Annotated in this window: 21 protein-coding genes; 4 read left to right on the forward strand and 17 right to left on the reverse strand. The window is 67.0% G+C overall.

Annotation, left to right across the window (positions count from 1 at the left end; all coding sequences use genetic code 11):
- Positions 1-46 precede the first annotated feature (46 nt).
- From ACN9MV_RS15240 to ACN9MV_RS15255, 4 genes are all read right to left on the reverse strand, one after another.
- Positions 47-1,072 carry a DMT family transporter gene (locus ACN9MV_RS15240; RefSeq protein WP_426393170.1) on the reverse strand — a complete coding sequence of 342 codons (1,026 nt, stop codon included), beginning with the start codon at positions 1,070-1,072 and terminating at the stop codon, positions 47-49.
- A gap of 122 nt (positions 1,073-1,194) precedes the next feature.
- The gene (locus tag ACN9MV_RS15245; protein WP_093173904.1) at positions 1,195-4,275 is read right to left on the reverse strand and encodes an efflux RND transporter permease subunit; all 3,081 of its coding nucleotides are present in this window, start codon (positions 4,273-4,275) and stop codon (positions 1,195-1,197) included.
- Between the two features lie 10 nt (positions 4,276-4,285).
- Positions 4,286-5,455: an efflux RND transporter periplasmic adaptor subunit gene (locus tag ACN9MV_RS15250; RefSeq protein ID WP_176928780.1), complete on the reverse strand. Its 1,170-nt coding sequence runs from the start codon at positions 5,453-5,455 to the stop codon at positions 4,286-4,288.
- Positions 5,456-5,507: 52 nt separating this feature from the next.
- Positions 5,508-7,010 carry an efflux transporter outer membrane subunit gene (locus tag ACN9MV_RS15255; RefSeq protein WP_426392964.1) on the reverse strand — a complete coding sequence of 501 codons (1,503 nt, stop codon included), beginning with the start codon at positions 7,008-7,010 and terminating at the stop codon, positions 5,508-5,510.
- A 369-nt stretch (positions 7,011-7,379) separates the two neighbouring features.
- Here ACN9MV_RS15255 and ACN9MV_RS15260 point away from each other — a divergent pair, with 369 nt between their 5' ends.
- Positions 7,380-7,940: a fasciclin domain-containing protein gene (locus ACN9MV_RS15260; RefSeq protein ID WP_093054685.1), complete on the forward strand. Its 561-nt coding sequence runs from the start codon at positions 7,380-7,382 to the stop codon at positions 7,938-7,940.
- 291 nt (positions 7,941-8,231) lie between these two features.
- On the opposite strand, the gene ACN9MV_RS15265 is transcribed toward ACN9MV_RS15260, so the two are convergent.
- Complete coding sequence (locus tag ACN9MV_RS15265) at positions 8,232-8,948, reverse strand: helix-turn-helix domain-containing protein (protein ID WP_093054687.1); 717 nt, start codon at positions 8,946-8,948, stop codon at positions 8,232-8,234.
- 70 nt (positions 8,949-9,018) lie between these two features.
- On the opposite strand from ACN9MV_RS15265, the gene ACN9MV_RS15270 reads away from it, so the two are divergent.
- Both ACN9MV_RS15270 and ACN9MV_RS15275 read left to right on the forward strand, forming a co-directional pair.
- Entirely contained in the window at positions 9,019-9,252 is a 234-nt protein-coding gene (locus ACN9MV_RS15270; protein ID WP_093054689.1) for a transcriptional regulator, read from the forward strand.
- Between the two features lie 7 nt (positions 9,253-9,259).
- Entirely contained in the window at positions 9,260-9,496 is a 237-nt protein-coding gene (locus ACN9MV_RS15275; protein WP_143047733.1) for a hypothetical protein, read from the forward strand.
- Here the strand turns inward: ACN9MV_RS15275 and ACN9MV_RS15280 are convergent.
- The 10 genes from ACN9MV_RS15280 to ACN9MV_RS15325 all read right to left on the reverse strand — a co-directional run bounded on the left by ACN9MV_RS15280 (position 9,447) and on the right by ACN9MV_RS15325 (position 21,627).
- The gene (locus ACN9MV_RS15280) at positions 9,447-9,950 is read right to left on the reverse strand and encodes a hypothetical protein (protein ID WP_093054693.1); all 504 of its coding nucleotides are present in this window, start codon (positions 9,948-9,950) and stop codon (positions 9,447-9,449) included. The genes ACN9MV_RS15275 and ACN9MV_RS15280 overlap by 50 nt on opposite strands.
- 31 nt (positions 9,951-9,981) lie before the next feature.
- Complete coding sequence (locus tag ACN9MV_RS15285) at positions 9,982-11,976, reverse strand: ABC-F family ATP-binding cassette domain-containing protein (RefSeq protein ID WP_093054695.1); 1,995 nt, start codon at positions 11,974-11,976, stop codon at positions 9,982-9,984.
- Between the two features lie 168 nt (positions 11,977-12,144).
- Positions 12,145-13,026, reverse strand: a complete 882-nt coding sequence (gene prmB / locus ACN9MV_RS15290; protein ID WP_426392967.1) for a 50S ribosomal protein L3 N(5)-glutamine methyltransferase — start codon at positions 13,024-13,026, stop codon at positions 12,145-12,147.
- Positions 13,023-14,201: a succinyl-diaminopimelate desuccinylase gene (gene dapE / locus ACN9MV_RS15295; RefSeq protein ID WP_426392968.1), complete on the reverse strand. Its 1,179-nt coding sequence runs from the start codon at positions 14,199-14,201 to the stop codon at positions 13,023-13,025. Before dapE ends, prmB begins: the two co-directional genes overlap by 4 nt.
- A gap of 16 nt (positions 14,202-14,217) precedes the next feature.
- Entirely contained in the window at positions 14,218-15,366 is a 1,149-nt protein-coding gene (locus tag ACN9MV_RS15300) for a PilT/PilU family type 4a pilus ATPase (RefSeq protein ID WP_093054701.1), read from the reverse strand.
- Positions 15,367-15,432: 66 nt separating this feature from the next.
- Positions 15,433-16,257, reverse strand: coding sequence for a 2,3,4,5-tetrahydropyridine-2,6-dicarboxylate N-succinyltransferase (gene dapD / locus ACN9MV_RS15305; RefSeq protein ID WP_093054703.1), 825 nt, complete (start codon positions 16,255-16,257; stop codon positions 15,433-15,435).
- A gap of 40 nt (positions 16,258-16,297) precedes the next feature.
- Positions 16,298-17,509 carry a succinyldiaminopimelate transaminase gene (gene dapC, locus ACN9MV_RS15310; protein ID WP_307614095.1) on the reverse strand — a complete coding sequence of 404 codons (1,212 nt, stop codon included), beginning with the start codon at positions 17,507-17,509 and terminating at the stop codon, positions 16,298-16,300.
- Between the two features lie 74 nt (positions 17,510-17,583).
- Positions 17,584-18,222 (reverse strand): LysE family translocator, encoded by a 639-nt coding sequence (locus ACN9MV_RS15315; protein ID WP_093074616.1) that lies wholly within the window; start codon positions 18,220-18,222, stop codon positions 17,584-17,586.
- 35 nt (positions 18,223-18,257) lie between these two features.
- The gene (argA, locus tag ACN9MV_RS15320; RefSeq protein WP_307614096.1) at positions 18,258-19,604 is read right to left on the reverse strand and encodes an amino-acid N-acetyltransferase; all 1,347 of its coding nucleotides are present in this window, start codon (positions 19,602-19,604) and stop codon (positions 18,258-18,260) included.
- Positions 19,605-19,644: 40 nt separating this feature from the next.
- Positions 19,645-21,627, reverse strand: a complete 1,983-nt coding sequence (locus ACN9MV_RS15325) for an AAA family ATPase (RefSeq protein ID WP_426392970.1) — start codon at positions 21,625-21,627, stop codon at positions 19,645-19,647.
- Between the two features lie 476 nt (positions 21,628-22,103).
- On the opposite strand from ACN9MV_RS15325, the gene hrpA reads away from it, so the two are divergent.
- Positions 22,104-25,889, forward strand: coding sequence for an ATP-dependent RNA helicase HrpA (hrpA, locus tag ACN9MV_RS15330; protein WP_426392972.1), 3,786 nt, complete (start codon positions 22,104-22,106; stop codon positions 25,887-25,889).
- A gap of 67 nt (positions 25,890-25,956) precedes the next feature.
- On the opposite strand, the gene ACN9MV_RS15335 is transcribed toward hrpA, so the two are convergent.
- Entirely contained in the window at positions 25,957-26,115 is a 159-nt protein-coding gene (locus ACN9MV_RS15335; protein ID WP_093054714.1) for a DUF3309 family protein, read from the reverse strand.
- Positions 26,116-26,213: 98 nt separating this feature from the next.
- Positions 26,214-26,669 (reverse strand): DUF3592 domain-containing protein, encoded by a 456-nt coding sequence (locus ACN9MV_RS15340; RefSeq protein ID WP_426392974.1) that lies wholly within the window; start codon positions 26,667-26,669, stop codon positions 26,214-26,216.
- Between the last annotated feature and the right edge of the window lie 18 nt (positions 26,670-26,687).

The following is a 26,687-nucleotide window of genomic DNA, read 5'->3' on the forward strand; positions in this document are numbered from 1 at the left end:
CGCGGCCGGCTGGTCTATGCGCTTCATCGAGCCCGAGGGTTCTTCTTCAGTGCGGATGCGCGTGGTGCGCGTCCGGCACGTGCGCATGCGTGTGGTGCAGCGGCGTGTGGTGGTGCGGGTGGCTGTGCTCGCCTACCGGCATCGGGTCGTGCGTATGGTCGTGATGCCCGTCGTCGTGCCGGTGCGCGTGTTCGTGGTCGAGCGCCTCGTGGTCGTGCGCATGGCCGTGGGATTCGGCCAGGTGCAAGGCAACGCCTGCAAGCATCAGCAAGCCGCCGGTCGCCATGCCCCAGCTCAAGGCACGGTCCCCCAGCGCGATGGCGACCACTGCGCCGATGAACGGTGCAAAGGCGAACACTGAGCCCGTGCGCGCCGCGCCGAAGGCACGTTGCGCCAGCAGGTAGAGCCGCAAGCTGAGCCCGTAGCCGCTGGCACCGATGGCGAGCAGTGCCAGGGCCGCGGTCCAGCCGGGCAGCGGTTCGCCGGTCGCAATTGCGAGCAGGGCGGTCGCGCCCGCGCCCAGCAGCGACTTGCCGAGCACCACCTGGCCGGGATCGCGCTCGGCCAGCGCGCGCGACAGGGTGTTGTCGATGCCCCAGGCAGCCGTGGCAGCCAGCACTGCGAGCAGGCCCAGCAGCTGCACGCCGCCGCTCAGGCCCCGGTCGATCACCAGCACCATGCCGCCCGCGAGCAGCAACAGCATCGCGCTCCACACCCGGCGGTCCATCACTTCGCGGTAGAGCGTACGCGCCAGCACCGCGGTGAACAGCGCTTCGAGCGCGAGCATGAGCGAGGCGCTGGTGCCGCTGGTGTGCTGCAGGCCCCAGGCGAGCGCCACGGGGCCGATGACGGCGCCGAACAGCGCCATCCACGACAGCCGCTTCAGGTCGGCGCGGCGCAGTGCCGCTTCGCGCTCCACCGGCTGGCGCAGCCAGGCGCCCATGAACGCGGCGCTGGCGTAGAGCAGGGCAGCAGTGGTGAAGGCGCCGAGTTCCGCACCCGCACGCTGGACCAACGGCGTGCTGATGCCGAAGAGTGCCGCGGCCGCGAGGGCCAGCAGGCCGCCGCGCATTGCCGGGAGATGGAAGAGGGGCACGTCTTCAGTCCTTTAAGAGTCGTTGCTGCAATTCTGAAACGAAAAAGCCCGCTGCTTCCACGGCAGCGGGCTCGACCGGTGCGACCTGGCCCGAAGGCTCAGGCCTCCGGCGCCACCGCCCCCGGCAACGCCGGCTGTTCCGGCGGGCTCTCCGCGCTTTCTTCCTTCTGATGCCGCGCCGCAATGAACAGGTACATCGCAGGCACGACAAACAAGGTGAACAGCGTGCCGATCGACAGCCCGCTGAAGATCACGATGCCCATCGCCTTGCGCCCGGCCGCGCCGGCGCCCGAGGCAATGACCAGCGGCAGCACGCCGAAGACCATTGCCGCCGTCGTCATCAGAATCGGGCGCAGCCGCGTGCCGGCCGCCTCGACGATGGCGTCGAGCTTGCTCAGCCCCTGTTTCTGCAGCCGGTTCGCCACTTCGACGATCAGGATGCCGTGCTTGCTGATCAGCCCCATCAGCGTGACCAGCCCCACCTGCGTGTAGATGTTCATCGAGGCAAAGCCCCAGAAGATGAAGATCATTGCGCCGAAGAGGGCCAGCGGCACCGACACCAGGATCACCACCGGGTCGCGGAAGCTCTCGAACTGCGCCGCCAGCGCCAGGAACACGATGATCAGCGCGAACAGGAAGGTGATGGCGAAGTTGCCCGACTCCTGCACGAACTGGCGCGACTGGCCCGAGTAGTCGACGGTGTAGCCGCTGGGCGCCAGCTGCTGCACCACGCCGCGCAGGTACTCCAGCGTTTCGCCCTGCGTGCCGCTGGGCACGCCCTGGATGGTCACGGAGTTGAGCTGCTGGAAGTGGTTCACCGTCTCGGGCTGCACCGTGTACTTAAGGCTAGCGACCGTGCTTGCTGGCACCACGCCGTTCGGGGTCTTGATGTAGAAGTTGAGCACGTCAGACGGGTTGAGCCGGTCGACCTGCTGCACCTGCGGGATCACCTTGTACGAGCGGCCCGAGATCGAGAAGTAGTTGACATACCCGCCGCCCAGCGCCGCGCCCATCGCATTGCCCACGTCCTGCTGCGTGATGCCCAGCGTGGCGATCTTGTCGCGGTCGACCACCACGGTGGCCTGCGGCAGGTCGATCTTCAGGTCGGCGTCGATGTAGTAGAACTTTCCGTCCGCGCGCGCCTTGTCCATGATCTGCTGCGCGAGCGTGTTCAGGTTCTCGAAGGGCTCGGTCGTCTTGATGACGAACTGCACCGGCAGTCCCGAGGCACCCGGCAGCGCCGGGAACTGGAAGGCCACGACCTTCGCGCCCGCAATGCCGTTCCAGCGGTTCTGCAGATCGGCCTGGATCTCGTGCGCGCTGCGCGTGCGCTGGTCCCAGGGCTTGAGCAGCACGCCGGCAATGCCCGCGTTGGTGCTCGGCACGCCGGTCAGCTGGAACAGCTGCGCGTATTCGGGCGTGTCGTGCGCAACCTTGAAGATCTGGTCCGCATAGGTCTGCATCTGGTTGATGGTGGCCGTGGGGGCGCCCACCACCTGCGACAGCACGATGCCCTGGTCTTCCTCGGGCGCAAGCTCCGACTTCGACATCTTGAACATCACGAACAGCAGCGCCACGAGGATGGCGCCCATCACGATCATCACCGGCCAGGTCTTCAGCACGCCGCGCAATATCAGCTGGTAACGGCGGTGCACGCGTTCGAAGGTGTGCTCGATGAAAGTCGCGAACTTGCCGGTGTCCTGCTCGGGCTTGAAGAAGCGCGAGCACATCATCGGCGACAGCGTGAGCGCGACCACGCCCGACACCACCACCGAGCCCGCGAGCGTGAACGCGAATTCGGTGAACAGCGATCCGGTCAGCCCGCCCTGGAAACCGATGGGCACGTACACCGCAACCAGCACCACCGTCATGGCAAGAATGGGCCCGCCCAGTTCACGTGCCGCGAGCAGCGAAGCCTGCATCGGCGACTTGCCCTCCCGCATGTGCCGGTCGACGTTCTCCACCACGATGATCGCGTCGTCCACCACCAGCCCGATCGCCAGCACCAGCGCCAGCAGCGTGAGCAGGTTGATGGAGTAGCCAAGCACCAGCATCACGAAGAAAGTGCCGATCAGCGACAGCGGCATGGCAATCACCGGCACCACCACTGCGCGGAAGCTGCCCAGGAAGAGATAGATCACCACCGTCACGATGATCAGCGCCTCGACCAGCGTCTTGATCACTTCGCTGATGGAGGTGTTGATGAAGTCGGTCGAGTCGTAGACGATCTTTCCGGTCAGGCCCGTGGGCAACTGGGCCTGCAGGTCGGGGAACACGGTGCGAACCTGCTTGGCCACTTCGAGGATGTTGGCCTCGGGCGCGACCTTGATGCCGATGAACACCGAGCGCACGCCGTTGAAGGCCACGTTGAAGTCGTAGTTCTCAGAGCCGAGCGTGACATTGGCCACGTCCTGCAGCCGAACGATGGCGCCGTTGCTGCTCTTCACAGAGAGCTGCTTGAACTCGTCCACGCTGTGCAGCGAAGTGCCGGCCGTGAGCGGCACGCTCACCATCTGGCCCTTGCTGGTGCCCACGGCCGCCAGGTAGTTGTTGGCGGCGAGCGCGGTGCTCACGTCGGTGGCGGTCACGCCGTAGGCGGCCATCTTCTGCGCATCGAGCCAGGCCCGCAGCGCGAAGGTGCGCGCACCGAGGATTTCGGCGGTCTGCACGCCCGCAATGGCGTTGAGCTTGGGCTGCACCACGCGCACCAGGAAGTCGGTCACGTTGTTGTTGGGCAGCGTGTCGCTGTAGAAGCCGATGTACATGGCATCGGTGGTCTGGCCCGTGGCCACCGTGAGCACCGGCTGCTGCGCCTGCGGCGGCAGCTGGTTGCGCACGGAGTTCACCTGCGTGTTGATCTCGGTCAGCGCGCGGTTCGAGTCGTAGTTCAGCCGCAGCGTGGCGGTGATGGTCGACACGCCCAGGCTGCTCGACGACGACAGGTAGTCGATACCCTGCGCCTGCGACACGGCGGCTTCGAGAGGCTGCGTGATGAAGCCCGCGACCGTGGCGGCGTCGGCGCCGTAGTAGGCGGTGCTGATGGTGACCACGCCGTTCTCGGTCTTCGGATACTGGTTGACCGGCAGGCCGGCCAGTGCGCGCAGCCCCAGCACCACGATCAGCAGGCTCACCACCATCGCCAGCACGGGCCGGCGGATGAAGATGTCGGTGAAGTTCATGCGGGCTGCCTCACTTTTCCTGCGGCGTCGGCGCCGCGTCGTTGGTGGGCTGCACGCTGTTGTCCACCGTCACGGGCGAGCCGTTCTTCAGCTTGTTCTGTCCGCTGCTCACCACCACCTGGCCGGCTTTCAGCCCCTTGACGATGGAGATCTGGTCGCCGCGCGTCGGGCCGGTCTCGATGAAGACCTGCTCGGCGATGAGCTGCGGCTTGCCCGACGGGTTGGCCGCGGGGGCCGGCGTACCTGCAGCGCCGGCAGCACCAGCAGAACCAGCCTTTGGCGGCTCGGCTTCCTTCACCACGTACACCGTGGAGCCGTACGGGTTGTAGGTGACGGCGGTGGAGGGCAGCGTCAGCTGTTCCTGCACGCCGCCGATGTCGATCTTCACGTTCGCGAACATGCCGGGCAGCAGCAGCAGCTTGGGGTTCGACACCGTGGCCTCGACCTGCACGTTGCGCGTGGCGGAATCCACCTTCGGGCTGATCGCGTTGATCTTGCCGGTGAAGCTCTGGCCCGGGAAGGTGTCGACAGTCAGGTTTACCACCTGGCCTACCGCGAGGCCCGCGAGCTGCTGCTGCGGCAGCGAGAAGTCGGCGTATATCGGGTCCAGCGTCTGCAGCGTCACGAGCTTGTCGCCCGCGTTCACGTACTGGCCCGGGTTCAGCGCGGTGATGCCGAGGCGACCCGAGAAGGGCGCGCGGATCGACTTCTTCGCCACCACGGCCGCCTGCTGCTCGACCTGTGCGCGCTTGGCTTTCAGGTCGTTGGTGTCGGCGTCGATCTGCGCCTGGCTCACGGCCTGCACAGCCAGCTGCGCCTGGTCGCGCTTGAGCACGGTGGCGGCCTGCGCGGCGGCGGCTTCGGCGGAATGCAGCAGGGCGATGTCGGAGTCGGCGTTGAGCTCGACCAGCAGCGCGCCGGCCTTCACGTCCTGGCCGGACTTGAAATGCACCGTGCGCACCAGGCCCGCCACTTCGGTGCTGAGGTCGGCGCCGCGCACCGGGTTCAGCGTGCCCACCGCGGTGAACTGCGTCTGCCACTGCAGCTTCTGCACCTGGGCCGTCGACACCGTCTGTGGCGCCGGCTTGGGCACGGCCGCGATCAGCGCGCGGATCTGCAGGAACTTGCCGAGCGCGAGCGCGGCGACCAGCAGCAGCACGCAGCCGATCATGATGATCATTCTCCGGGTCATAGGTAGGCTTTTCTTCGTGTTATTGGATGGAGGTGTTCGGTCAGTTCTGTGCGGCGGGCTGTGCCGCAGGTTGCTGCCCCGGTGCGATCACCGCATCGGCCAGCGCGCCACGGTTCCACCAGCCGCCGCCGAGCGCCTGGAAGAGGGCGGCGGTGTCGGCATAGCGCGCGGCCTGCGCCTGCACCAGCGCCGTGTGTGTCTGCAGCCAGGCCTGCTGCGCTGTCAGCAGCGTGACGTAGCTCACCGCGCCGGCACGGAACTGCGCGGTCGACAGGTCGAGCGACTGCCTTGCAAGGGATTCGGCCGTGGCCTGGGTCTGCAGGGCGTTGGCGTCGAGTTCCAGTGCGCGCAAGGCATCGGCCACGTTCTGGAAGGCGCCGAGCACTGTGTTGCGGTACTGCGCCGCCGCCGAGTCGTAGGCCGCGACTGCCGCGCGCTGCTGCGCGCGAAGGGCGCCGCCGTTGAAGATCGGCTGCGTGAGCCCGGCGCCGATGTTCCACAGGGTGGTCGGGCCGGTGAACAGGTCGCGCGCCCGCAAGGCGCTGTTACCGTAGCTGGCGCTCAGCTGGATCTGCGGATAGAGGTTGGCTGTGGCCACGCCGACTGCCGCGCTGGCCTGGTGCAGCTGCGCTTCGCTGGCACGCACGTCGGGGCGCTGGCGCGCGAGTTCGGAGGGCAGTGAAAGCGGCAACGCCTGCGGCAGCGAGAGGCTAGCCAGGTCGAACTCGGGCAGGCCCGCTTCTGACGGCAGGCGGCCCGCGAACACTGCGAGCTGGTGGCGCGTCTGCGCGAGCGATTTCTCGATGGGCGGCACTGTGGCTTCGGTCTGTGCGACCTGCGTGCGCTGCTGCAGCACGATCGACTTCGCGATCGCGCCGGTGTCGAACTGCTTTTCGATCACGTTCAGCTGCTCGCGCTGCGCCTGCAGCACCTCGCGCACGGCCTGCAGTTGCGCGCGCAGCGAGGCTTCGCGGATGGCGGTGGTGACAAGGTTCGAGGTCAGCGTGAGGTAGACCGCCTCGACCTGGTAGCGCTGCGCTTCCACCGCGGCCCGTTCGCCTTCGATCTGCCGGCGCGAGCCGCCGAACACGTCGAGGTTGTAGCTGACGTTGACCGAGGCGTTGTACAGCGTGAGCAACTGGCCGCCCGGCACCTGCGTGCTGACTTCGGATGCGCGCTCGCGCTGCACGCCGAGCTGTCCCGTGACCTGCGGCCACAGCAGGTTGCCCGACTTGGCGTCGTACGTCGCTTCGGCCTGGCGCAATGCGGCCTGCGCAGAAGCCAGCGTGGGGCTTTGCGCGAGCGAGGCGCGGATCAGCCGGTCGAGCGGCTCCGAGTGAAACACGTCCCACCACTGCGCGGGAATGTCACGGCCCGGCAGCAGTTCCTGGGCCTGGCCGGCCGGCACGTTGGCCTGTGCGGTGCGCGCGGGCATAGGCGCGGGCGTGTAGTCGGCGCCGCTGGCGGCGGCCGGCAGGTCGGGCGTCTTGAAGTCGGGGCCGACCGCACAGGCGCTCAACAGTAGCAGGACGGCACCGAGCACGGCACCCTGGGCAGGCGGCCCCATTCGCCGGCGCGCGGAAGCCGCGCGCGGAGAACTGGGGGGGGCCTCCAACGCATTGTTTTCTTGATTTGGCATGGGGCAGCGGTTGTACACCCGGACCGTCCGGGATACCTGACTTTCCTGAAATGTCGTCGTCTGCGCTCCACGCCGCAAGAGCGATGCGACGAAATTTGCACTGCGTGGTGCGAAATGCATGGGCACGGCGCGAACCGCGGCTACCGGAATGCAGTCCTTTGCTTTCCTTTTTCTTTTCGCCGTTGCCGAATCTGTTCCGCGCGGGCTCCCGTATTGAAGACAGCCGCTGCCATTTCGCGGTGGTCGGTCATTCATTCAACCAGGAGCATCTTCATGCAGCGCAAACTTCATCGCCTCGCCGCCGTCTCTCTCGCCATCGCACTGTCTGCCGGCGCGGTCTCGGCCCTCGCGGCTTCGGTCATGGTGGGCGGCGCGCCGATGTTGCCGACCAAGGACATCATCGACAACGCAGTCAACTCCAAGGACCACACGACGCTGGTTGCCGCAGTCAAGGCTGCTGGCCTGGTCGACACGCTCAAGGGCCCCGGTCCGTTCACCGTGTTCGCGCCCACCAACGCCGCCTTCGCCGCACTGCCGGCCGGCACCGTCGATACCCTGCTCAAGCCCGAAAGCAAAGACGCCCTGACCGGCGTGCTGACCTACCACGTGGTGGCCGGCAAGCTGGACGCAGCCGCGCTGAAGAAAGAGATCAAGGCCGGCAAGGGCTCGGCCGAACTCAAGACCGTGGCCGGCGGCACGCTCGTAGCCAAGGAAAAGAGCGGCAAGATCACCCTCACCGACGAGAAAGGCGGCACCGCTACGGTGACGATTCCCAACGTCTACCAGTCGAACGGCGTGATCCACGTGGTCAACAAAGTGCTGCTCCCCAAATAAGCAAGGCGCCCCCGCCCCCTTCCAGAAACACCGAGGAACCGGCTCCGCCGGGCCTCAGGTGTTGCCCCCGGGAGGGGGAAGGAGAAGCGACACGAAGTGCGCGCAGCCTGGGGGCGAGCAAAAAAAAGCCCGCACTAGGCGGGCTTGAAGGTGACCTGCTGGAGGAGGGAGGATCAGAGGATGCAGGCCACAGGGAGAGACATGAATATCGCCTGTGAACCTGCACGCAACCTGACCTCGCTGGAATCTTGTTCCAGGCTCATTCCTCGCTAATTTTTGGACCGTCTGCGCTCAGTCTTCGTCTTCCCATTTGCCGACGACGGTGCCCAGCACGGTGAAGGCCTCGCGCACTGGCTCGTGCTTCGGATTCAGCGGCAGCAGCCAGCGTCGGCCGTCGTCTTCCTTGTAGACCTTGAACGTGACTTCGCCGCTGTCCTCGAGCTTCGCGATGATGCGTTCGCCGTCCTCGGGCTTCCTCAGCGACGTATCGACGAACACGATCGACTCTGCGGGATAGCTCTTCAGGTGGCCGCTGGACGCCGTCATGCTGTCGCCGCGCACGCGCAGGGCGTAGCTCTGGAGGCTGTGGTGGGCGATGCAGGGAATCCAGCGCTCGGCACGCGGCTGTTGCGAGACTTCGTGGCTGTCCCAGTTGGCGGCATCCGCCCAGGAAATAAGGGGCACGGTGCCGGGCGTGCGGGGCGAGAACGACGGAATCAACGGCGCTATGTGCGTCACCCGGTACGGGCCCGGCGGCTCGTTGGCCTTGTCGCGGGCCTGGCGGATCTGGTCTTCGTCCCAGGGGGCGGGGCCGTCGCCGGTGTCGAGCCAGTGCGGGTCGGCGCGGTAGGCGCGCGCCAGCGCGAGCACGCTCATCGACCGGCTGACGTCCCCCCGCTCGATCTTGGAAATGCTGGACTGTTTGACGCCGGAAGCCGCTTCGGCCTGCTTCTGCGTCATCTTGGCGAATTTGCGCGCAGCCAATGCGCGTGTGGCAATGCTCTCCATCGGTTGGGGATTTAAGCCCAAACGAATATTCTTCCCAAACTCTAGAATATTAAAAAAAGGGAGTAATGCCATGAAGCCACGCGAGTTGGTGCTGGCGCTGAGGGCCATGGGGCTCACGCAGAAGCAGATCGAACAGAGAACCGGAATTCCGCAGCCAACGGTCAGCAAGATCGGCCTGGGGAGGGTGGGCGACGTCATGTCGCGCCACTACCTCGCGCTGCTGGCCGCCTACGAGCAGCGGATGAAAGAAGAAGCGCTCAAGCCCGCGCCGCAGGGCTTTCGCCAGCCATCGATCAATGAATGAATAGGCTGTGCGCCGCAGACGATTGCCGTCGGGCCTGTGGCTCGACCGCGCGCTGTGCGTGCTGTTGGCGCTGCTGTCCCTGGCGGGGCTGGTTGTCGGGCTGATCGCGGCGCGCCCGGCCATCGCTGGCGGCGGCTGCTTCGGGCTGGTCTGCGCGGCGTGGGCGGCGCAGGTGCTGTTCGACCGCGAGGCGCTCAGGCGCTCGCGTGCGGTTCGGGCGGCGCGAGAGCGAGGGTGGAGCTGACGCGCACGCAGTCCTTGATGTGCTGCTCGCCGAGCGCCCGCAGCGCCGCATAGCCGAGCGCGGCCGACACGATCTGCCCGGCAATGGGCACGTACTTGGTCGCCTGCTTGGCGGTGAGGCGCACGCCCGCGTGCTTTGCCAGCCGGATCAGCAGGTCGCGCGTGACGAGCCGCCCGACCAGCAGGGCGCCGACCGTGGTCGCGGCCTTCTGGATGCGCTCGCGCTGGTGCGGTGCGAGCTTTTCGACCTGGGTGACCGAAAGGCCGAATTCCGCGCTGATCTGCGGCACCAGCCGCGAGAGCAGCGCGGCGTCGGCCATCCAGTCGATGCCGGGCAGGGGAACGGCGCTGGCCGCGGCCGCCATCAGCGCCTTGCGGGTGATGAGGCGGCGGCTGCGGTGCACGGCGGCGATGAGTTTTTCGTCACCCCGGGCCAGTTCGATTGCAGACGGCATCCAGCGGCTCCCTTGTTGTCGGCTTCCAGGCTCAGGCCGCGAGCGCTTCCAGCTGGTCCGACAGGGCCAGCCAGCGCTCTTCGAGGCGGCCGATTTCATCGTTGAGCGCCTTCAGCCGCTTGCCGGCTTCGGCGATCTCGGCGGAAGGCAGCGGTTGCGCAAGGCGTGCCTCGAGCGCGGTGCGCTCGGTGCCGGCCGCAGCCAGGCGCTCGTCGATCTGGGCGATCTCGCGCTTGATCGGCTTGGCCTGGTCGCTGCGCTGCTGGCGCTCTTGCGCGTCCTGCTTGCGCTGCTGCGGGGCGGCGGGCGCGGCCACCGGCGGTGCAGCAGCGGCCGCAGCCGCCGCGCTGACGGCCTCGCGCACGGCCACCTTGGCCTCTTCGCGCAGGCGCTTGGCTTCGTCGAGCAGGTAGCGCTGGTAGTCGTCCAGGTCGCCGTCGAAGTCGCCGACCACGCCGCGGCCGACCAACCAGAACTCGTCGCACACCGAGCGCAGCAGCGCACGGTCGTGGCTCACCAGCATCAGCGTGCCCTCGAACTCGTTGAGCGCCACGGCCAGGGCTTCGCGGGTGGCGAGGTCCAGGTGGTTGGTGGGCTCGTCGAGCAGCAGCAGGTTGGGGCGCTGCCACACCATCATTGCCAGCACGAGGCGGGCTTTTTCGCCGCCGCTCATGGTGCCCACGGCTTGCTTGACCATGTCGCCGCTGAAGTTGAAGCTGCCGAGGAAGCCGCGCAGCGCCTGCTCGCCAGTGGCTTCCTTCACGCTGCTGCCGAGTTCGCGCGCCATGCGCACCATGTGTTCGAGCGGGGTGTCTTGCGGGCGCAGCACGTCGAGTTCCTGTTGCGCGAAGTAGCCGATGTTCAGGCCCTTGCCCTCGGTCACCTGGCCGGCCAGCGCGCCCATTTCGCGCGCGATGGTCTTCACCAGCGTCGACTTGCCTTGGCCGTTGGCGCCCAGGATGCCGATGCGCTGCCCTGCCAGCACCGAACGGCTGACGCCGCGCAGGATGGTTTTCGGCTCTTCGTTCTCGATCTCGTAGCCGAAGCTCGCGTTGCTGATCGACAGCATCGGGTTGGGAATGTTGCCCGGCTCCTTGAACTCGAAGGTGAAGTCTGCCTCGGCCAGCAGCGGCGCCACGCGCTCCATGCGTTCCAGCGCCTTGACCCGGCTTTGCGCCTGCTTGGCCTTGCTGGCCTTGGCCTTGAAGCGGTCGATGAACTTCTGCAGGTGGGCGATCTTGTCCTGCTGCTTGCTGAAGGCAACCTGCTGCTGCTCCATCTGCAGCGCGCGCATGTCCTCGAACTTGCTGTAGTTGCCGCCGTAGCGCGTGAGCTGGGCGTTGGCGATGTGCAGGGTGACGTCGGTCACGGCATCGAGAAACTCGCGGTCGTGGCTGATGACGATCATCGTGCCCGGGTACTTCTGCAGCCAGGCTTCGAGCCAGACGAGCGCGTCCAGGTCCAGGTGGTTGGTGGGTTCGTCGAGCAGAAGCAGGTCGCTCGGGCACATCAGCGCGCGGGCCAGCTGCAGGCGCATGCGCCAGCCGCCGGAGAAGCTGTTGACGGGCTCGTCGAGCTCGTGCGACTTGAAGCCCAGCCCCAGGATGAGCGCCTGTGCGCGCGGCACGGCGTCGTGCTCGCCGGCGTCGGCCAGGTCGGTGTAGGCGTGGGCCAGCTCCATGCCGATGTCGGCGTCGTCGGGGTTCTCGGTGTAGGCGGCCTCGATGGCGGCCAGCGACTCGCGCAGCTCGGTCAGGCGGGTGTCGCCGCCCACCACGAAGTCGGTTGCCGACTCTTCGGTTTCGGGCATGTTCTGCGCCACCTGGGCCATGCGCCAGTGCTTGGGCACCGAGAAATCGCCGCCGTCTTCGTGCAGCGTGCCGTTGAGCAGGGCGAACAGGGTCGACTTGCCGGCGCCGTTGCGCCCCACCAGGCCGACCTTTTCGCCGGGGTTGAGGGTGACGGTGGCGCCGTCGAGCAGAACCTTGGCGCTGCGGCGAAGAATGACGTTTTTGAGAGTAATCATGAAAGAGGAACCGTAGGGGCGATTATCCCGCCCGTCCTTTGCGGCCCGGCGAAAGGGGGCAAAAGCGCAGGGGAAAGGCGCGGCAGGCGCGGGGAATGGCCCGGTGAATGGGGTTTCGCGGCCAATGGCTGCGAGAAAACGGCTGAAGGGGGCTTGGGGCGGGCGCCGCTAACGCACGCCGGCGCCGGCCACCAGGGCGTCACGCGTGACAAGCAAGACCTGGTCCTCGCCCGCCGAGGTTTCGAGCCAGACGACTTCGAGCTGCGGGAAGGCGGCTTCGAAATAGTCGCGCTCGTTGCCGATTTCCAGCACCAGCACGGCCTGTTCGCTCATGCGCGAGGGCGCGTCGGCGAACAGCTGGCGCACGAAATCCATTCCGTCGGCGCCGCCGGCCAGCGCAAGCTCAGGCTCGGCGCGGTATTCGGCGGGCAGGGCGGCCATGCTGGCGCTGTTCACGTAGGGCGGGTTGCACAGCACGAGGTCGTACGGGCCGGGCAGGTTCTTCAGCCCGTCCGATTCGATCAGCGTGACGCGGGCGTCCAGCTGGTGGCGGGCGACGTTGATTGCGGCCACTTCAAGTGCCTCGACCGACAGGTCGGCCGCGTCCACCGTCACGTCCGGGTAAGTCAGCGCCGCGAGCACCGCGAGGCTGCCGTTGCCGGTGCACAGGTCGAGCACGCGCTGCGTGTGTTCGTCCAGCCAGTAGTCGATGCTGCCATCGGCGATCAGCTCGGCGATGAAGCTGCGCGGCACGATGGCGCGCTCGTCCACATAGAAGGGCACGCCCTGCAGCCACGCTTCCTTGGTGAGGTAGGCGGCAGGCTTGCGCGTGGTGATGCGCTCGTCGATGAGTGCGGCGACCTTGCCGGCGTCCGCGGGCGACACGGGCCTGTCGGCCACGCTGTCGATGTCGTCCAGCGGCAGCTTCAGGCGCCACAGCACGAGCCATGCGGCTTCGTCGAAGGCGTTGGCAGTACCGTGGCCGAAGGCCACGCCGGCCTCTTCGAGCTTCTTGGCGCCCGACTCGATCAGTTCGATGACGGTGCTCATGCAGCAAGCGCAGCGTCGAGCCGCTTCAGCGTGCGCACGTAGATGTTCTTCAGCGTCTCGATCTCGGCCACGTCGATGTGCTCGTCGATCTTGTGGATGCTGGCGTTCACCGGGCCCAGCTCGACCACCTGCTTGCAGATCTTGGCGATGAAGCGAGCGTCGCTGGTGCCGCCGCTGGTCGACAGCTCGGTCTCGATGCCGGTCTCGTCGCGGATGGCGCCCTGCACGGCCGTGACCAGTTCGCCCGGCGCGGTCAGGAAGGGCAGGCCGCCGATGGTCCAGGCCAGCGTGTAGTCGACCTTGTGCGCGTCGAGCACGGCGTGCACGCGCTGCTGCAGCGACTCGGGCGTGGATTCGGTCGAGAAGCGGAAGTTGAAGTCGATCACCGCGCTGCCCGGAATCACATTGCTCGCGCCCGTGCCCGAATGGAAATTGCTGATCTGCCAGCTGGTCGGCTGGAAATAGGGATTGCTTGCGGTGTCCCAGCCGCCGGCGGCGTTGATGGCCACCAGTTCGGCCAGCGCGGGCGCCACCGAATGGACCGGGTTCTTCGCCAGGTGCGGATAGGCGATGTGCCCTTGTACGCCCTTGACCGTGAGCTTGCCGCTCATGGTGCCGCGACGGCCGTTCTTGATCATGTCGCCGCAGCGCTCCACGGCAGTGGGTTCGCCGACGATGCAGTAGTCGATGACCTCGCCTCGAGCGGCCAGCGCATTGCAGACGATGACGGTGCCGTCGACGCCCGGGCCTTCTTCATCGCTGGTGAGCAGCAGCGCCAGCGTGAGCTTCGACTCGGGCACGGCCTGCAGGAATTCCTCGATCGAGGTCACGAAGGCCGCCACCGAGGTCTTCATGTCGCAGGCGCCGCGGCCGTAGAGCTTGCCGTCGCGGTGCGTGGGCGTGAAGGGGTGGCTGGTCCATTGCTCGACGGGGCCGGTGGGCACCACGTCGGTGTGGCCGGCGAACACAAGCGTCTTGGTCGCGACCGCGTTCGCGGGGCGGCGCACCGCCCACAGGTTGGTCACGCGGAAGTCGGCCGGGCCGCTTTCGATGGTTTCCAGCGTGAAGCCCAGTTGCGCCAGCCGCTCGCCGAGGATCTGTTGGCAGCCCGCATCGTCGGGGGTGACGGAGGGGCGCGAGATGAGTTGTTCGGCGAGCTGGAGCGTACGGGACATCGGGAAAAGGCTTGGTTCAGAACTTCACGTCGAGCGTGATGTCGGTGAAGGTGGGTTCGTCGACCTGGTCGGTCAGATTGCGGTCGTCGACCTGTGGCTTGGGCGCGGCGCGGTTCTGCAGGCGCCACATCAGGTTGGTGGGCGAGTCGGCTTGCGACAGGCCTTCTTCGCGTGTGACGCGCTCTTCGGTGATGAGGCGGGCGATGTCTTCCTCGAAGGTCTGCGAGCCTTCGGCCATCGACTTTTCCATCGCTTCTTTCACCGCGGAGAAGTCGCCCTTTTCGATCAGCTCGGCCACCAGCGCGGTGTTGAGCATGACTTCGAGCGCCGGCACGCGGCCGCCGGCCGGCGTGCGCAGCAGGCGCTGCGAGACGATGGCGCGCAGCGCGCCGCCCAGGTCGCCCAGCAGCGTGGGCCGCACCTCGACCGGGAAGAAGCTCAGGATACGGTTCAGCGCGCGGTAGCTGTTGTTGGCGTGCAGCGTGGCCACGCACAGGTGGCCGGACTGCGCGTAGGCGATGGCGGCGGTCATGGTGTCGCGGTCGCGGATTTCGCCGATCTGGATCACGTCGGGCGCCTGGCGCAGCGCGTTCTTCAGCGCCGTCTGCAGCGAGGTGGTGTCGCTGCCCACATCGCGCTGGTTCACCACCGACTTCTTGTTGGTGTAGGTGAACTCGATCGGCTCCTCGACCGTGAGGATGTGGCCGCTGGCGTGCTCGTTGCGGTAGTCGAGCATCGAGGCCAGCGTGGTGGTCTTGCCCGCGCCGGTGGCGCCGACCATCAGGATCAGCCCGCGCTTTTCCATGATCAGCGTCTTCAGGATGTCGGGCAGGTTCAGATCGGCAAAGCTCGGGATGTCGGCGGCAATGTGCCGCACCACCACCGCGTAGGTGCCGCGCTGGCGCATGGCGCTCACGCGGTAGTTGCCGGCGCCTTCGAGGGCGACGGCCATGTTGAGTTCGCCCGTGCTTTCCAGCTCCTGGATGCGGGCGGCGGGCACCACTTCGGACAGCAGCGCGAGCGGTGCGGTCGCAGGCAGCACCTGCGCGTTGATGGGCACGCAGATGCCGTTGATTCGGATCAGCACCGGGGAGTGGGCCGAGAGGTAGATGTCGGAGGCCTTGCGCTCGGCCATCAAACGAAGAATTCGCTCCATCATGTTCATCGGTCTCTCTCCTCGGGTGCTGTTGTTTTCTCTAAGGGGAAAAGGGTTCGGCCTTGAAGGAGCCGATCAGTCGCGCAGCAGGTCGTTCAGCGAAGTGGTGGAACGCGTCTTGGCGTCGACCTTCTTCACGATGATGGCTGCGTACATGCTGTAGCGGCCGTTGTCCTTGGGCAGGCTGCCTGCCACGACGACCGAGCCGGCGGGCACGCGGCCGAAATGGGTTTCGCCGGTGGCGCGGTCGTAAATGGGGGTGCTCTGGCCGATGAACACGCCCATCGACAGCACCGAGTTTTCTTCGACCACCACGCCTTCGACCACTTCCGAGCGGGCGCCGATGAAGCAGTTGTCTTCGATGATGGTGGGGCCGGCCTGCAGCGGCTCGAGCACGCCGCCGATGCCGACGCCGCCCGACAGGTGCACGTTGGCGCCAATTTGTGCGCACGAACCCACGGTGGCCCAGGTGTCGACCATGGTGCCTTCGCCCACGTAGGCGCCGATGTTCACGTACGAGGGCATCAGGATCGCGCCCTTGGCGATGAAGCTGCCTCGGCGGGCCACGGCCGGCGGCACGATGCGCACGCCCGATTCCTTCAGCTCACCGGCCGACAGGTGCGAGAACTTGGTGGGCACCTTGTCGTAGAAGCCGAGCGAGCCGGCCTGCATCTGCTCGTTGTCCTTCAGGCGGAACGACAGCAGCACGGCCTTCTTGATCCACTGGTGCACGGTCCACTGGCCGACGGCTTCGCGGGTTGCCACGCGCAGCTTGCCGTTGTTGAGCTCGGTGATGACGTGCTCGACGGCGTCGCGCACTTCGGCCGACGAGGCGGTGGGCGAGATGTTGGCGCGGTCGTCCCACGCGGCGTCGATGATTTGTTGCAGTTGCTGGGTCATTGAGAAGGTCTCGGGTGAAAAATCGGGGCAGGAAAGCGGGTCAGCGGCGGGCGTCCTTGCAGAAGCGGACGATGCGCTCGGCGGCCTCCACGCATTCGGCTGTTTCGGCCACCAGTGCCATGCGGATGCGGCCGCGGCCCGGGTTGGCGCTGTGCGCGGTCTCGCGCGCGAGATAGCTCCCCGGCAGAACCGTCACATTGTATTGAGCGTAGAGCGCGCGGGCGAAGGCTTCGTCGTCGCCAGCCCACACTTCGGGCACGCCGGCCCAGAGGTAGAAACTGGCGTCGGGCAGCCGCACGTCGAGCACGGGTTCGAGCAGCGGCGTGACGGCCGCGAACTTGGCGCGGTACTGGGCGCGGTTGTCGACCACGTGCGACTCGTCGCCCCAGGCCGCGATGCTGGCTGCGGCCACGGTGCCGCTCATGGCGCTGCCGTGGTAGGTGCGATAGAGCAGAAACTTCTTGATGATGGCCGCGTCGCCCGCCACGAAACCGCTGCGCAGGCCGGGCACGTTGCTGCGCTTGGACAGCGAGGTCAGCGCAATCAGGTTGCGGAAGTCGGGCCGGCCGAGCTTCACCGAGGCTTCGAGGCCGCTGAGCGGGGGCTCGTCGCGGAAGTAGATCTCGCTGTAGCACTCGTCGGCGGCGATCACGAAGCCGTGGCGGTCAGACAGGGCGAAGAGCTTCTTCCACTCGTCCAGCGACATCACCGCGCCCGTCGGGTTGCCCGGCGAGCAGACGAACACCAGCTGCGTGCGGGCCCAGACGGCCTCGGGCACGCTGTCCCAGTCGACTGCGAAATTGCGCGCGGGCACGCTGGCCGCGTAGTACGGCTCGGCGCCCGAGAGCAGGGCCGCGCCCTCGTAGATTTGATAGAACGGATTGGGCGACATCACCACCGGCTGCGGCGAAACGGTGGGGTCGACCACGGTCTGCGCCAGCGAGAACAGTGCTTCGCGCGAACCATTGACGGGCAGCACTTGCGTGGCTGGGTCGAGGGCAAGGCTGTAGCGGGTTTTCAGCCAGTCGGTGAAGGCGGTGCGCAGCGCCAGGTCGCCGGCGGTGGCGGGGTAGGCGGCCAGCGCGCCGAGGCTGGCGCTCAGGGCGTCCTTGATGAAGCCCGGCGTGGCGTGCTTGGGTTCGCCAATGCCCAGGCTGATGGCCGGGAACTCGGGGTTGGGCGTGACGCCCGCGAACAGTTGCTTCAGCCGTTCGAAGGGATAGGGTTGCAACCGGGAAAGCAGGGGATTCATGCCCGGGATTATCGGTGACAGGTGTTACCGCTCCTGCCGAAGCGGCTACTGGCAGCCATGACAGCTGGCAGGCGTCAGGTCGCGCTGCGCCGGTAGAAGGCCAGCGAGCCGGCCAGCGCCAGCAGCATGCCGCCGCAGGCGCGATCGATCCAGCGCGTGGCCGACACCGTCAGCAGCCGAATCGCGCGGGCGCCGACGAAGGCATAGGCCAGCATCACAGCCATGTCCAGGCCCGCGAAGATCAGCGCAATGACGATGTATTGCGGCGCCTGCGCGGCCGAGGGATCGATGAACTGCGGCAGCAGGGCCGAGCAGAAGATGTAGCCCTTGGGGTTGGTCACCGCCACCAGGAAAGACTTGAAGAAGATGCGCCGGCTTTCGCCCGCCGTGACCGAAGGCGCGGCATCGGCCGCCGGCAGGTGAAAACCGCCCTTGGAGCGCAGCATGCGCAGCCCGAGCCAGGCCAGGTACACCGCACCGACCCACTTCAGCATCGAGAACCAGAACTCCGACGCCGCCAGCAGCGCGCCCAGGCCGAGCGCCACGGCGCCGACCAGCACGAAGTCGGACAGCACCGCACCGAGCATGCCCGGCAGGGCCCGGCGCACGCCGTGGCGCGAACCGTTGCTGAGCGCCAGCAGCACCGTGGGGCCGGGCGTGGCGATGGCCGCGAAGGCCACGATGGCGAAGAGAAGGGCGGTAGCGAGCGTCATCGGGGCAGTCTCCTTCGTGGGTTTTCAGCGGGCGGTCAGATCTTCTTGACCAGCACCTGGCTCTTGCGATCCCAGTTGTACTTGCGCTTGCGCGCTTCGGGCAGCCAGTCGGGGTTGACCTGCTGGAAGCCGCGCTTGAGGAACCAATGCATGGTGCGCGTGGTGAGCACGAAGATGCTGTCCAGGCCCATGGCCTTGGCGCGATGCTCGATGCGCTTGAGGATGCGCTCGCCGTCGCCCTGCGACTGCGATTGGGGCGAAACCGTAAGCGCGGCCATCTCGGCGGTGCGCGCCTCGGGGTAGGGATAGAGCGCCGCGCAGCCGAAGATCACGCCGTCGTGCTCGATCACCGTGTAGTGGCCCACGTCGCGCTCGATCTCGTTGCGGTCGCGCTTGACCAGCGTGCCGTCACGCTCGAAGGGCTCGATCAGCTGCAGGATGCCTCCGATGTCGTCCACCGTGGCTTCGCGCAGGCTTTCGAGCTTCTCGTCGATCACCATGGTGCCGACGCCGTCGTGCACGTACACCTCCAGCAGCAGCGAGCCGTCGAGCGCAAAGGGCAGGATGTGGTTGCGCTCCACGCCGCCCTTGCAGGCCTTCACACAGTGCTGCAGATAGAAGGCCGTGTCGGTCGGCTTCTGGGCCGGCGGCAGCGAGGCCAGCAGCTTTTCGGCGGCGTCCAGCGGCAGCTCGGTGTCGATCGGGTTGTCTTCGCTCTCGGGCAGCTCGCTGTCGATGCGGATGCCCGGGATCTCGGTCAGGAAGATCAGCTTGTCGGCCTGGATGGAGATGGCGACGCTGGTGGCCACCTCTTCCATCGTCAGGTTGAAGGCCTCGCCGGTGGGCGAGAAGCCGAAGGGCGACATCAGCACCATCGCGCCGAAGTCCAGCGTGCGGCGGATGCCGGCCGCGTCCACCTTGCGCACCAGGCCCGAATGCTTGAAGTCCACCCCGTCGACCACGCCGACCGGGCGCGCAGTGATGAAGTTGCCCGAGATCACCCGCACCGTCGAGCCCGCCATCGGCGTGTTGGGCAGGCCCTGGCTGAAGGCAGCCTCGATTTCGTAGCGCAGCTGGCCGGCGGCTTCCTGCGCGGAGTCGAGCGCCACTTCGTCGGTGATGCGGATGCCGTGCGAATAGCGCGCCTCGTGGCCCTTGGCCGCGAGCTGTTCGTTGACCTGCGGCCGGAAGCCGTGCACCAGCACGATCTTCACGCCCATGCTCTGGATCAGTGCCAGGTCTTGCGCAATGTTCTGCAGCTTGCCCGCCGCAATCGCCTCGCCCGCCAGGCCGACCACGAAAGTCTTACCGCGGTGCGTGTGGATGTAGGGCGCGACCGAGCGGAACCAGGGCACGAAGGTGAAATTGAAGACGGTGGACATGGGGCGTGATTGTGCATTCATGAGGCGTCATTTGCCTGACTCAGGCGATCGCGCGCAGCACGCGGGCTGCGCTGGCGGGAATGGCCGCTCCTGCGCCCGTGGGGGGCGTTGGCGGTGGCAGGCCGGCGTTGCGGGCGCGGAAGGTCGCCAGCAGCGCCGCGTAGGCATCCGTGGCCGCGCCGGCCGCCGGGTCCGGCAACTCGAGCATCGCGGCCAGTTCGGCCGGCGCGATGGAGCCCTCGCGCAGCAGTGCGTCGACCACCGCCATCAGCGCAGGCGTATGCGCGTCGAGCAGTGCCAGTGCGCGTGCGTGCTCCTGCGCCAGCAGGGCCTCGATCTCGGGGTTGGTCACCTCGATGTCGGTGTTGACGTTGTCGCCCGGGTCGTTCGCGACGTCGGTGCGGCTCAGGCGCGTGCCGAAGGCGAAGTGGCGCACGTACTGCGCGGCATAGGCGGTCGCCTGCATGAAGTCTTGCGTGGCGCCGGAGGTGCAGGCCTGTTCGCCGAACACCAGTTGCTCGGCAGCTCGGCCCGCGAGGCTCACGCAGATGCGGTCGCGCAGGTTCTCCTTCGACCAGGCCTTGCGCTGCTCGTAGCTGTTGTAGCCGCCCTCGAACGAGGCCACGTTGATCTTGATCTCCTGCGGCGCGCGGGCGAACAGCAGGCCGTAGGCCACGCCGTGGCCTGCCTCGTGCACGGCGAGCAGGGCGCGGAAGTCTTCGCTCGAACGCTGCTTGAGGCGGTTCAGCTCCAGCGCGACCGGAAACTGGCGGAGCGCCTTGCGGTACTTGGCCGTGATGCACGAGGCGCCCGCGTCCAGCGTGAGCCACACCGGTTCGTTGCCGTCGGCGCGTTGCTCCAGCGCCCACAGCGCGGCATTGACCAGCGTCGCGCTCAGGATCGCGTGGATCGACGAGAACAGCGGGCGCGTGCCCTGTGCCGGGAACACGGCGTTGGCGTAGATCTGCTCGTACACGCTCGCGTCGAGCACGAAGCGCACGCCGGAGCTTTCCTGGATCTCGCCCACGTAGCGGTCGCAGATCGACAGGATCAGGCGCACGTAGGTCGCGCGGTTGAATGAGGGATAGATCACGTGGTTGTTGCCCAGTCGGGCGATCTGCTCGGGGCGGAAGCGCTCGGCCAGCGCCTTCTTCACGTCGATGACGGAGAGCTTCTTCGTCAGCGCGTGGAAGATGTCGGCGTCGGTGTCACAGTCTTCGACGCGCTGGGCCGTCTCGGCGTACATCTCGTCGAGGTTGCCCGAGACGAACACCAGCAGCTTGCTGTAGTCGGTCTCCCAGCTTTGCTGCGTGTCGCGGAAGGCGCGCAGGCGCGCGTGCACCTCGGCGGGCTTCCACGCCATGATCTGCAGCAGGGTCTCGGAGAGCTTCAGGCAGCGCTTGACTTCGCGCGCCTCCCAGGGCGACAGGTGCAGCTTGCGCTTCTTGTCGAACTTCTTCTTGTCGGCGCCGTCGCGGTCCTGCACGAACTCGGCATGCGCCAGCGACGACTCGATCTCGCCGAGCATCGAGAGCGCGGGCGGCAGGCGGCCGTCGGACAGCAGTGCCCACACGTCCTGGTAGCGCTCGACCTTGGCGTCGTTGCCGTTGCCGTCGACCGTGCGAAAGCGCTGGAACTCGTCGAGCACCAGGATGCCGGGCGTGCCTTCGGCGATGCCCGATTCGGCCAGCATGGCCGAGATGGAGCCGCGGCTGTGGTAGCCCGAGCCATGGCTGAAGCCGTCCATCTGCACTTCGATGAAGCGGTCGTAGAAGCCCAGGTGCTGCGCGAGCTTGCGCACCAGCTGCGTCTTGCCGGTGCCGGTGAGGCCCCAGAGGCAGACGATGACGGGGCGGCTGATGATCTGCGGCAGCACATACCAGGCGCGCAGCGAATCGATCACGCGGTCGATGATGTCGTCGATGCCGAAGAGCTCGGTCTTCAGGGCTTCGGCGACGGTCTGCAGGTGGCGCGTGCGCTCTGCGAGCTCGGCGTGCAGGCGGGATTGGATGTCTTTGGACATGGTGTTTTTCTTTTTTTTGATTCTTTTGAATCGGGCAGGTACGACAAAGGCGGCCGCTCCTTCGAAATGAAGGAGTCGGCAGGCAAGACGCTGTGGGTGTCGGTTGCGGCGCTTCAGTGTCCGAAGCGCGCCGACATGAGCGAGGGCGCGGGCTTCAGGCCGGGCGAGGCAACTTGACCCTCCCATGCGCGGCGGGCGCATGGCTTGCGCAGCGACGGCGCAAGGTGGTGGGGGCAAGGCGATAGGACATGGGACGCGATCGTAGTAGCGGTTTGCAATTGAGTAAAGACTATTTACGGATCGTGTTGCAACGAAGCAGCGTGCTGTGGATGCCGTGCAACAGCCGCGGTGCGCACCGATAATCGATGGTTTGCCCGCCGCGCCAGCCCGACGACTGCCTTCCCTTGACGACCACGACACCTCTCCGCATCGAATTTCCCGAATCGCTCCCTGTCTCGGGCAGGCGCGACGAAATCATGGCCGCCATATCGGCGCACCAGGTCGTGATCGTTTGCGGCGAGACGGGCTCGGGCAAGACCACGCAGCTGCCGAAGATCGCGCTCGCACTGGGCCGCGGCAAGCTCAATGCCGAGCCGGGCAAGGGGCGGCTCATCGGCCACACACAGCCGCGCCGCATCGCCGCGAGCTCGGTGGCCAAGCGCATTGCCGAAGAGCTGAAGACGCCGCTGGGCGACGTGGTCGGCTTCAAGGTGCGCTTTCAAGACCGCCTGAGCCGGGACGCCTCGGTCAAGCTGATGACCGACGGCATCCTGCTGGCCGAGACGCAGACCGATCCGCTGCTGAAGGCCTACGACACGCTCATCATCGACGAGGCGCACGAGCGCTCGCTGAACATCGACTTCCTGCTGGGCTACCTGCGCGAGATCCTGCCGCGCCGGCCCGACCTGAAGGTGATCGTCACCTCGGCCACCATCGATGCCGACCGCTTCGCGCAGCATTTCGCCTCGGCCAAGGGACCGGCGCCGACCATCATGGTGTCGGGCCGCACCTTCCCGGTGGAGCAGCGCTACCGGCCCTTCGAAGAATCGCGCGAGCATGATCTGAACGACGCCATTGCCGATGGCGTCGACGAGCTCTGGCGCGATCCGCACAACGCAGGCGACATCCTCGTCTTCCTGCCTGGCGAGCGCGAGATCCGCGAGGCGGCCGACCACCTGCGCCGCCATCTGAGCCACCAGCCGCTGCTGCGCAATGCCGAGGTGCTGCCGCTGTTCGCGAGGCTCTCGGGCCCCGAGCAGGACCGCATCTTCGACGGCCACACGGGACGGCGCATCGTGCTGGCCACCAACGTGGCCGAAACCTCGCTCACGGTGCCGGGCATCCGCTACGTGATCGACACCGGCACGGCGCGCGTCAAGCGCTACAGCTTCCGCAGCAAGGTCGAGCAGCTGCTGGTCGAGCCGATCAGCCAGGCGGCGGCCAACCAGCGCGCGGGTCGGTGCGGGCGCGTGGCGAACGGCATCTGCATCCGGCTCTACGACGAGAAAGATTTCGAAGGCCGCCCGCGCTTCACCGATCCGGAAATCCTGCGTTCGTCGCTGGCCGGCGTGATCCTGCGGATGAAGTCGCTGCGCCTGGGCGACGTGGCGCGCTTCCCGTTCCTGGAGGCACCGTCGCCGCGCGCGATTGCCGACGGCTACCAGTTGCTCAACGAACTGGGCGCGGTCGACGATGCCAACGAGCTCACGCACACCGGCGCCGAGCTGTCGAGGCTGCCGCTGGACCCGCGCGTGGGCCGCATGATCCTGGAAGCCCGCTCGCGCGGCGCGCTCGAAGAAGTGCTCATCATCGCGTCGGCCCTCAGCGTGCAGGACGTGCGCGACCGCCCGATGGAAGCCCAGCAGCAGGCCGACCAGGCGCATTCGAAGTTCGACGACGAGAAGAGCGAGTTCAGCGGCTACCTTCGCCTTTGGAAATGGATCGCCGACGCGCGCGGCGGCCACGGTGACACGCACAAGCTCAGCAACCGGCAGTACGAACAGCTGTTGCGGCAGAACTTCATCAACATCCGTCGCGTGCGCGAATGGCGAGATATCCATTCGCAGCTGCTCACGGTGGTCACCGAGCACAAGTGGCGCCTGAATGCGGAGCCTGCCGGCTACGAGCCGCTGCACCTGTCGATGCTCGCAGGCCTGCTGGGCAACGTCGGCTGGAAGCTCGAAGACGACGAGGCCTACCTCGGCGCGCGAGGCATCAAGTTCTACAAGCACCCCGGCGCGCACCTGAAGAAGAAGCCGGGCCGATGGATCGTCGCGGCCGAACTGGTCGAGACCACGCGGCTCTTCGGGCGCGGCATCGCCAACATCGAGCCGCAGTGGCTCGAACAGGTGGCGGAGCATCTGCTGAAGAAGCAGTTGCTCGATCCGCACTGGGAGAAGAAGGGCGCGCAGGTGTCTGCGTTGGAGCGTGCAACGCTGTACGGCCTTGTTGTCTACAGCGGGCGGCGCGTCGATTTCACCAAGGTCGATCCGGTCGCGGCGCGCGAGATCTTCATCCGCGAAGCGCTGGTCGCCGGGCAGTGGGAGAGCAAGTTTCCGTTCCTGCAGGCCAACCGCAAGCTGGTGCGCGAGGTCGAGGGGCTGGAACACAAGTCGCGCCGGCAGGACGTACTGGTCGACGACGAACTGATCTTCGCCTTCTACGACGCACAGCTGCCCGTCGACGTGGCCAGCGGCATCACTTTCGAGAACTGGTACCGCCATGCCTCCAAGGAACAGCCGCGCCTGCTGTTCCTGACGCGCGACGAGCTGATGCGCCACCAGGCGGCCGGCATCACGACGCAATCGTTCCCGCCGACGCTGCGGCTCGGCGGCGTGGATTGCGCCGCGACATACCTGCACGAGCCCGGCGACGCGAAGGACGGCCTCACGGCCAGCGTGCCGCTGTTCGTGCTCAACCAGGTGAGCGAGGAGCGCTGCGAGTGGCTGGTGACGGGCATGCTCAAGGACAAGATCCAGGCACTGCTCAAGAGCCTGCCGCAGCGTCCGCGCTCGCGGCTGGTGCCGCTGCCCGAGTCGGCCTCGAAGCTGGCGGCAGAACTGTCCGTGCCTGAGTTGTTCGGCACCGGCTCGCTGACCGACGTGCTGCTCAAGCGCGTGCGCGACATGACCAGCATCGACGTCAAGCGCGCGGACTTCAAGCTCGACATGCTGCCGCCGCACCTGTTCATGAACCTGCGCGTGATCGACGAGCACGGCCGGCAATTGGGCATGGGGCGCAACCTCGGTGCACTGAAGGCCGAGCTTGGTGCGCAGGCGCGTGGTGCCTTCCAGGCGCTGGCTGGGCTCAACGTCAAGGCGTCGCCGGAGAAGAATGCGGCTGCTGTGTCCGAAAGCAAGTCCGGGGCGCCCGCGAAGGACGCGAGCCAGCCCGCACCCGCCGCATTGCCTGCCGGCCAGCGCTACACGGGCTGGACCTTCGGCGAGCTGCCCGAGCTGATGGAAGTGCGCCGCGGCTCGCAATCGCTGATCGGCTTTCCGGCGCTGCGCGACGAAGGCGACGCGGTGACCATCGAGGTGTTCGACGAGCCCGCCGTGGCAGCCGCCAAGCACCGCGCCGGCCTGCGCCGCCTGTTCGCGCTGCAACTGAAAGACGCGCTCAAGTACCTCGAGAAGAACATTCCCGACCTGCAGAAGATGTCGGTGGCCTACATGCCGCTCGGCACCTCCGAAGAGCTGCGCACGCAGATCATCGATGTGGCGATCGACCGCGCCTTCCTGCAAGAGCCGCTGCCGACCGACGAGTTCGCGTTCAAGCGCCGGCTGGAGGAGGGCCGAGGCCGCCTCACGCTGATCGCCAACGAGGTGGCCCGGCTCGCGTCGACCATCCTCATTGAATACGCGGCGGCCGCGCGCAAGATCAAGGACACGAAGATCCAGCCCGACGCCGTGCAGGACGCCGCGCAGCAACTGCAGCGCCTCGTCGGCAAGCGCTTCATCGCCGATGCGCCGTGGACGCAGCTGCAGCACTTCGCGCGTTACCTCAAGGCCATCGTGCTGCGGCTCGACAAGCTGCGCGCCGACCCGGCGCGCGATGCCGCCAAGCTCGTCGAGCTGAAGCCGCAGGACCAGCGCTACTGGCGCCTTGTGGCCGAACGCAAGGGCGTGGTGGACGACCGCATGCTCGAGTTCCGCTGGCTGCTCGAAGAACTGCGCGTGAGCTTCTTCGCACAGGAGCTGCGCACGCCGCAGCCGGTGAGCGTGAAGCGGCTCGACAAGGCCTGGGCGCAGTTGCAGGCCTGATCCGCTGGCCGCAGTGGACGAAAAAAAGCCCGCTTGCGCGGGCTTTTTCTTTACGGCGTGCCTGGGCCTATATGCGTCCCATGAGAACCAGGATCACGACGATCAGCACGACCAGGCCGACACCGCCGCTGGGACCATAGCCCCAGGCCCGGCTGTATCCCCAACTCGGCAGCGCGCCGATCAATATCAGGATCAGGACGATCAGCAGAATGAACGAGAGCGACATGTTTTCTCCAGGGCGGTTGTTGTGACGAGCTTTCATGCTCCTCCCGCCATGTCGCGCGGATCGCCGGAGAGCCGCCCCTTCGGTGGTCGGTGAACGTCCTACCCTGGCCGTCGGCGCGTTGCCGGCGCCAGCGCAGGCAGGAACAGCATCGCCACCGCGACGAGCAGGAAAACGAGGCCAATGCCACCGGTGATGACGGCGCCGCCCCACAGCGAGAAGAAGCCGTTCAGCATGGCGTCCTGCGGGTTGCGTGGATCGAAGAAGACGTCGACTTTCTCGCCGACGTCGTAGGCCGGCGGGTTGCTGCTGCTCGACGGCGTGAACTCGATGATCTCGCCGCCCGGCGCCTTGAAGCGCACCAGCGGCTTCCAGGTGCCCGAACTGTTGCTCTTCGAGCTTTCCACGTGGAGCAGCCGCAGGACTTCGCCCTGCGTGCGGCTGGCCGACGCGATGAAGGCCGACGTATGCTGGTACAGCAGCAGGGCAATGCCGCACAGCAGCGCGCCGACCACGCTGAAAACGAGCCTGATGATGGTGGTGGGCTGTTTCGTCATCGACGTGCGGCTGCCGCA

Origin of the sequence: Variovorax sp. R-27 (assembly GCF_049913215.1) — a bacterium.
GTDB lineage: Bacteria > Pseudomonadota > Gammaproteobacteria > Burkholderiales > Burkholderiaceae_C > Variovorax.

What these genes read in the sequence shown, in the direction of transcription:
- ACN9MV_RS15240 (WP_426393170.1), bottom strand. Translation starts at nt 1,072, where the DNA reads ATGCGCGGCGGCCTGCTGGCCCTCGCGGCCGCGGCACTCTTCGGCATC.
- ACN9MV_RS15245 (WP_093173904.1), bottom strand. Translation starts at nt 4,275, where the DNA reads ATGAACTTCACCGACATCTTCATCCGCCGGCCCGTGCTGGCGATGGTG.
- ACN9MV_RS15250 (WP_176928780.1), bottom strand. Translation starts at nt 5,455, where the DNA reads ATGATCATCATGATCGGCTGCGTGCTGCTGCTGGTCGCCGCGCTCGCG.
- ACN9MV_RS15260 (WP_093054685.1), top strand. Translation starts at nt 7,380, where the DNA reads ATGCAGCGCAAACTTCATCGCCTCGCCGCCGTCTCTCTCGCCATCGCA.
- ACN9MV_RS15265 (WP_093054687.1), bottom strand. Translation starts at nt 8,948, where the DNA reads ATGGAGAGCATTGCCACACGCGCATTGGCTGCGCGCAAATTCGCCAAG.
- ACN9MV_RS15270 (WP_093054689.1), top strand. Translation starts at nt 9,019, where the DNA reads ATGAAGCCACGCGAGTTGGTGCTGGCGCTGAGGGCCATGGGGCTCACG.
- ACN9MV_RS15280 (WP_093054693.1), bottom strand. Translation starts at nt 9,950, where the DNA reads ATGCCGTCTGCAATCGAACTGGCCCGGGGTGACGAAAAACTCATCGCC.
- ACN9MV_RS15285 (WP_093054695.1), bottom strand. Translation starts at nt 11,976, where the DNA reads ATGATTACTCTCAAAAACGTCATTCTTCGCCGCAGCGCCAAGGTTCTG.
- prmB (WP_426392967.1), bottom strand. Translation starts at nt 13,026, where the DNA reads ATGAGCACCGTCATCGAACTGATCGAGTCGGGCGCCAAGAAGCTCGAA.
- dapE (WP_426392968.1), bottom strand. Translation starts at nt 14,201, where the DNA reads ATGTCCCGTACGCTCCAGCTCGCCGAACAACTCATCTCGCGCCCCTCC.
- ACN9MV_RS15300 (WP_093054701.1), bottom strand. Translation starts at nt 15,366, where the DNA reads ATGAACATGATGGAGCGAATTCTTCGTTTGATGGCCGAGCGCAAGGCC.
- dapD (WP_093054703.1), bottom strand. Translation starts at nt 16,257, where the DNA reads ATGACCCAGCAACTGCAACAAATCATCGACGCCGCGTGGGACGACCGC.
- dapC (WP_307614095.1), bottom strand. Translation starts at nt 17,509, where the DNA reads ATGAATCCCCTGCTTTCCCGGTTGCAACCCTATCCCTTCGAACGGCTG.
- ACN9MV_RS15315 (WP_093074616.1), bottom strand. Translation starts at nt 18,222, where the DNA reads ATGACGCTCGCTACCGCCCTTCTCTTCGCCATCGTGGCCTTCGCGGCC.
- argA (WP_307614096.1), bottom strand. Translation starts at nt 19,604, where the DNA reads ATGTCCACCGTCTTCAATTTCACCTTCGTGCCCTGGTTCCGCTCGGTC.
- ACN9MV_RS15325 (WP_426392970.1), bottom strand. Translation starts at nt 21,627, where the DNA reads ATGTCCAAAGACATCCAATCCCGCCTGCACGCCGAGCTCGCAGAGCGC.
- hrpA (WP_426392972.1), top strand. Translation starts at nt 22,104, where the DNA reads ATGGCCGCCATATCGGCGCACCAGGTCGTGATCGTTTGCGGCGAGACG.
- ACN9MV_RS15335 (WP_093054714.1), bottom strand. Translation starts at nt 26,115, where the DNA reads ATGTCGCTCTCGTTCATTCTGCTGATCGTCCTGATCCTGATATTGATC.
- ACN9MV_RS15340 (WP_426392974.1), bottom strand. Translation starts at nt 26,669, where the DNA reads ATGACGAAACAGCCCACCACCATCATCAGGCTCGTTTTCAGCGTGGTC.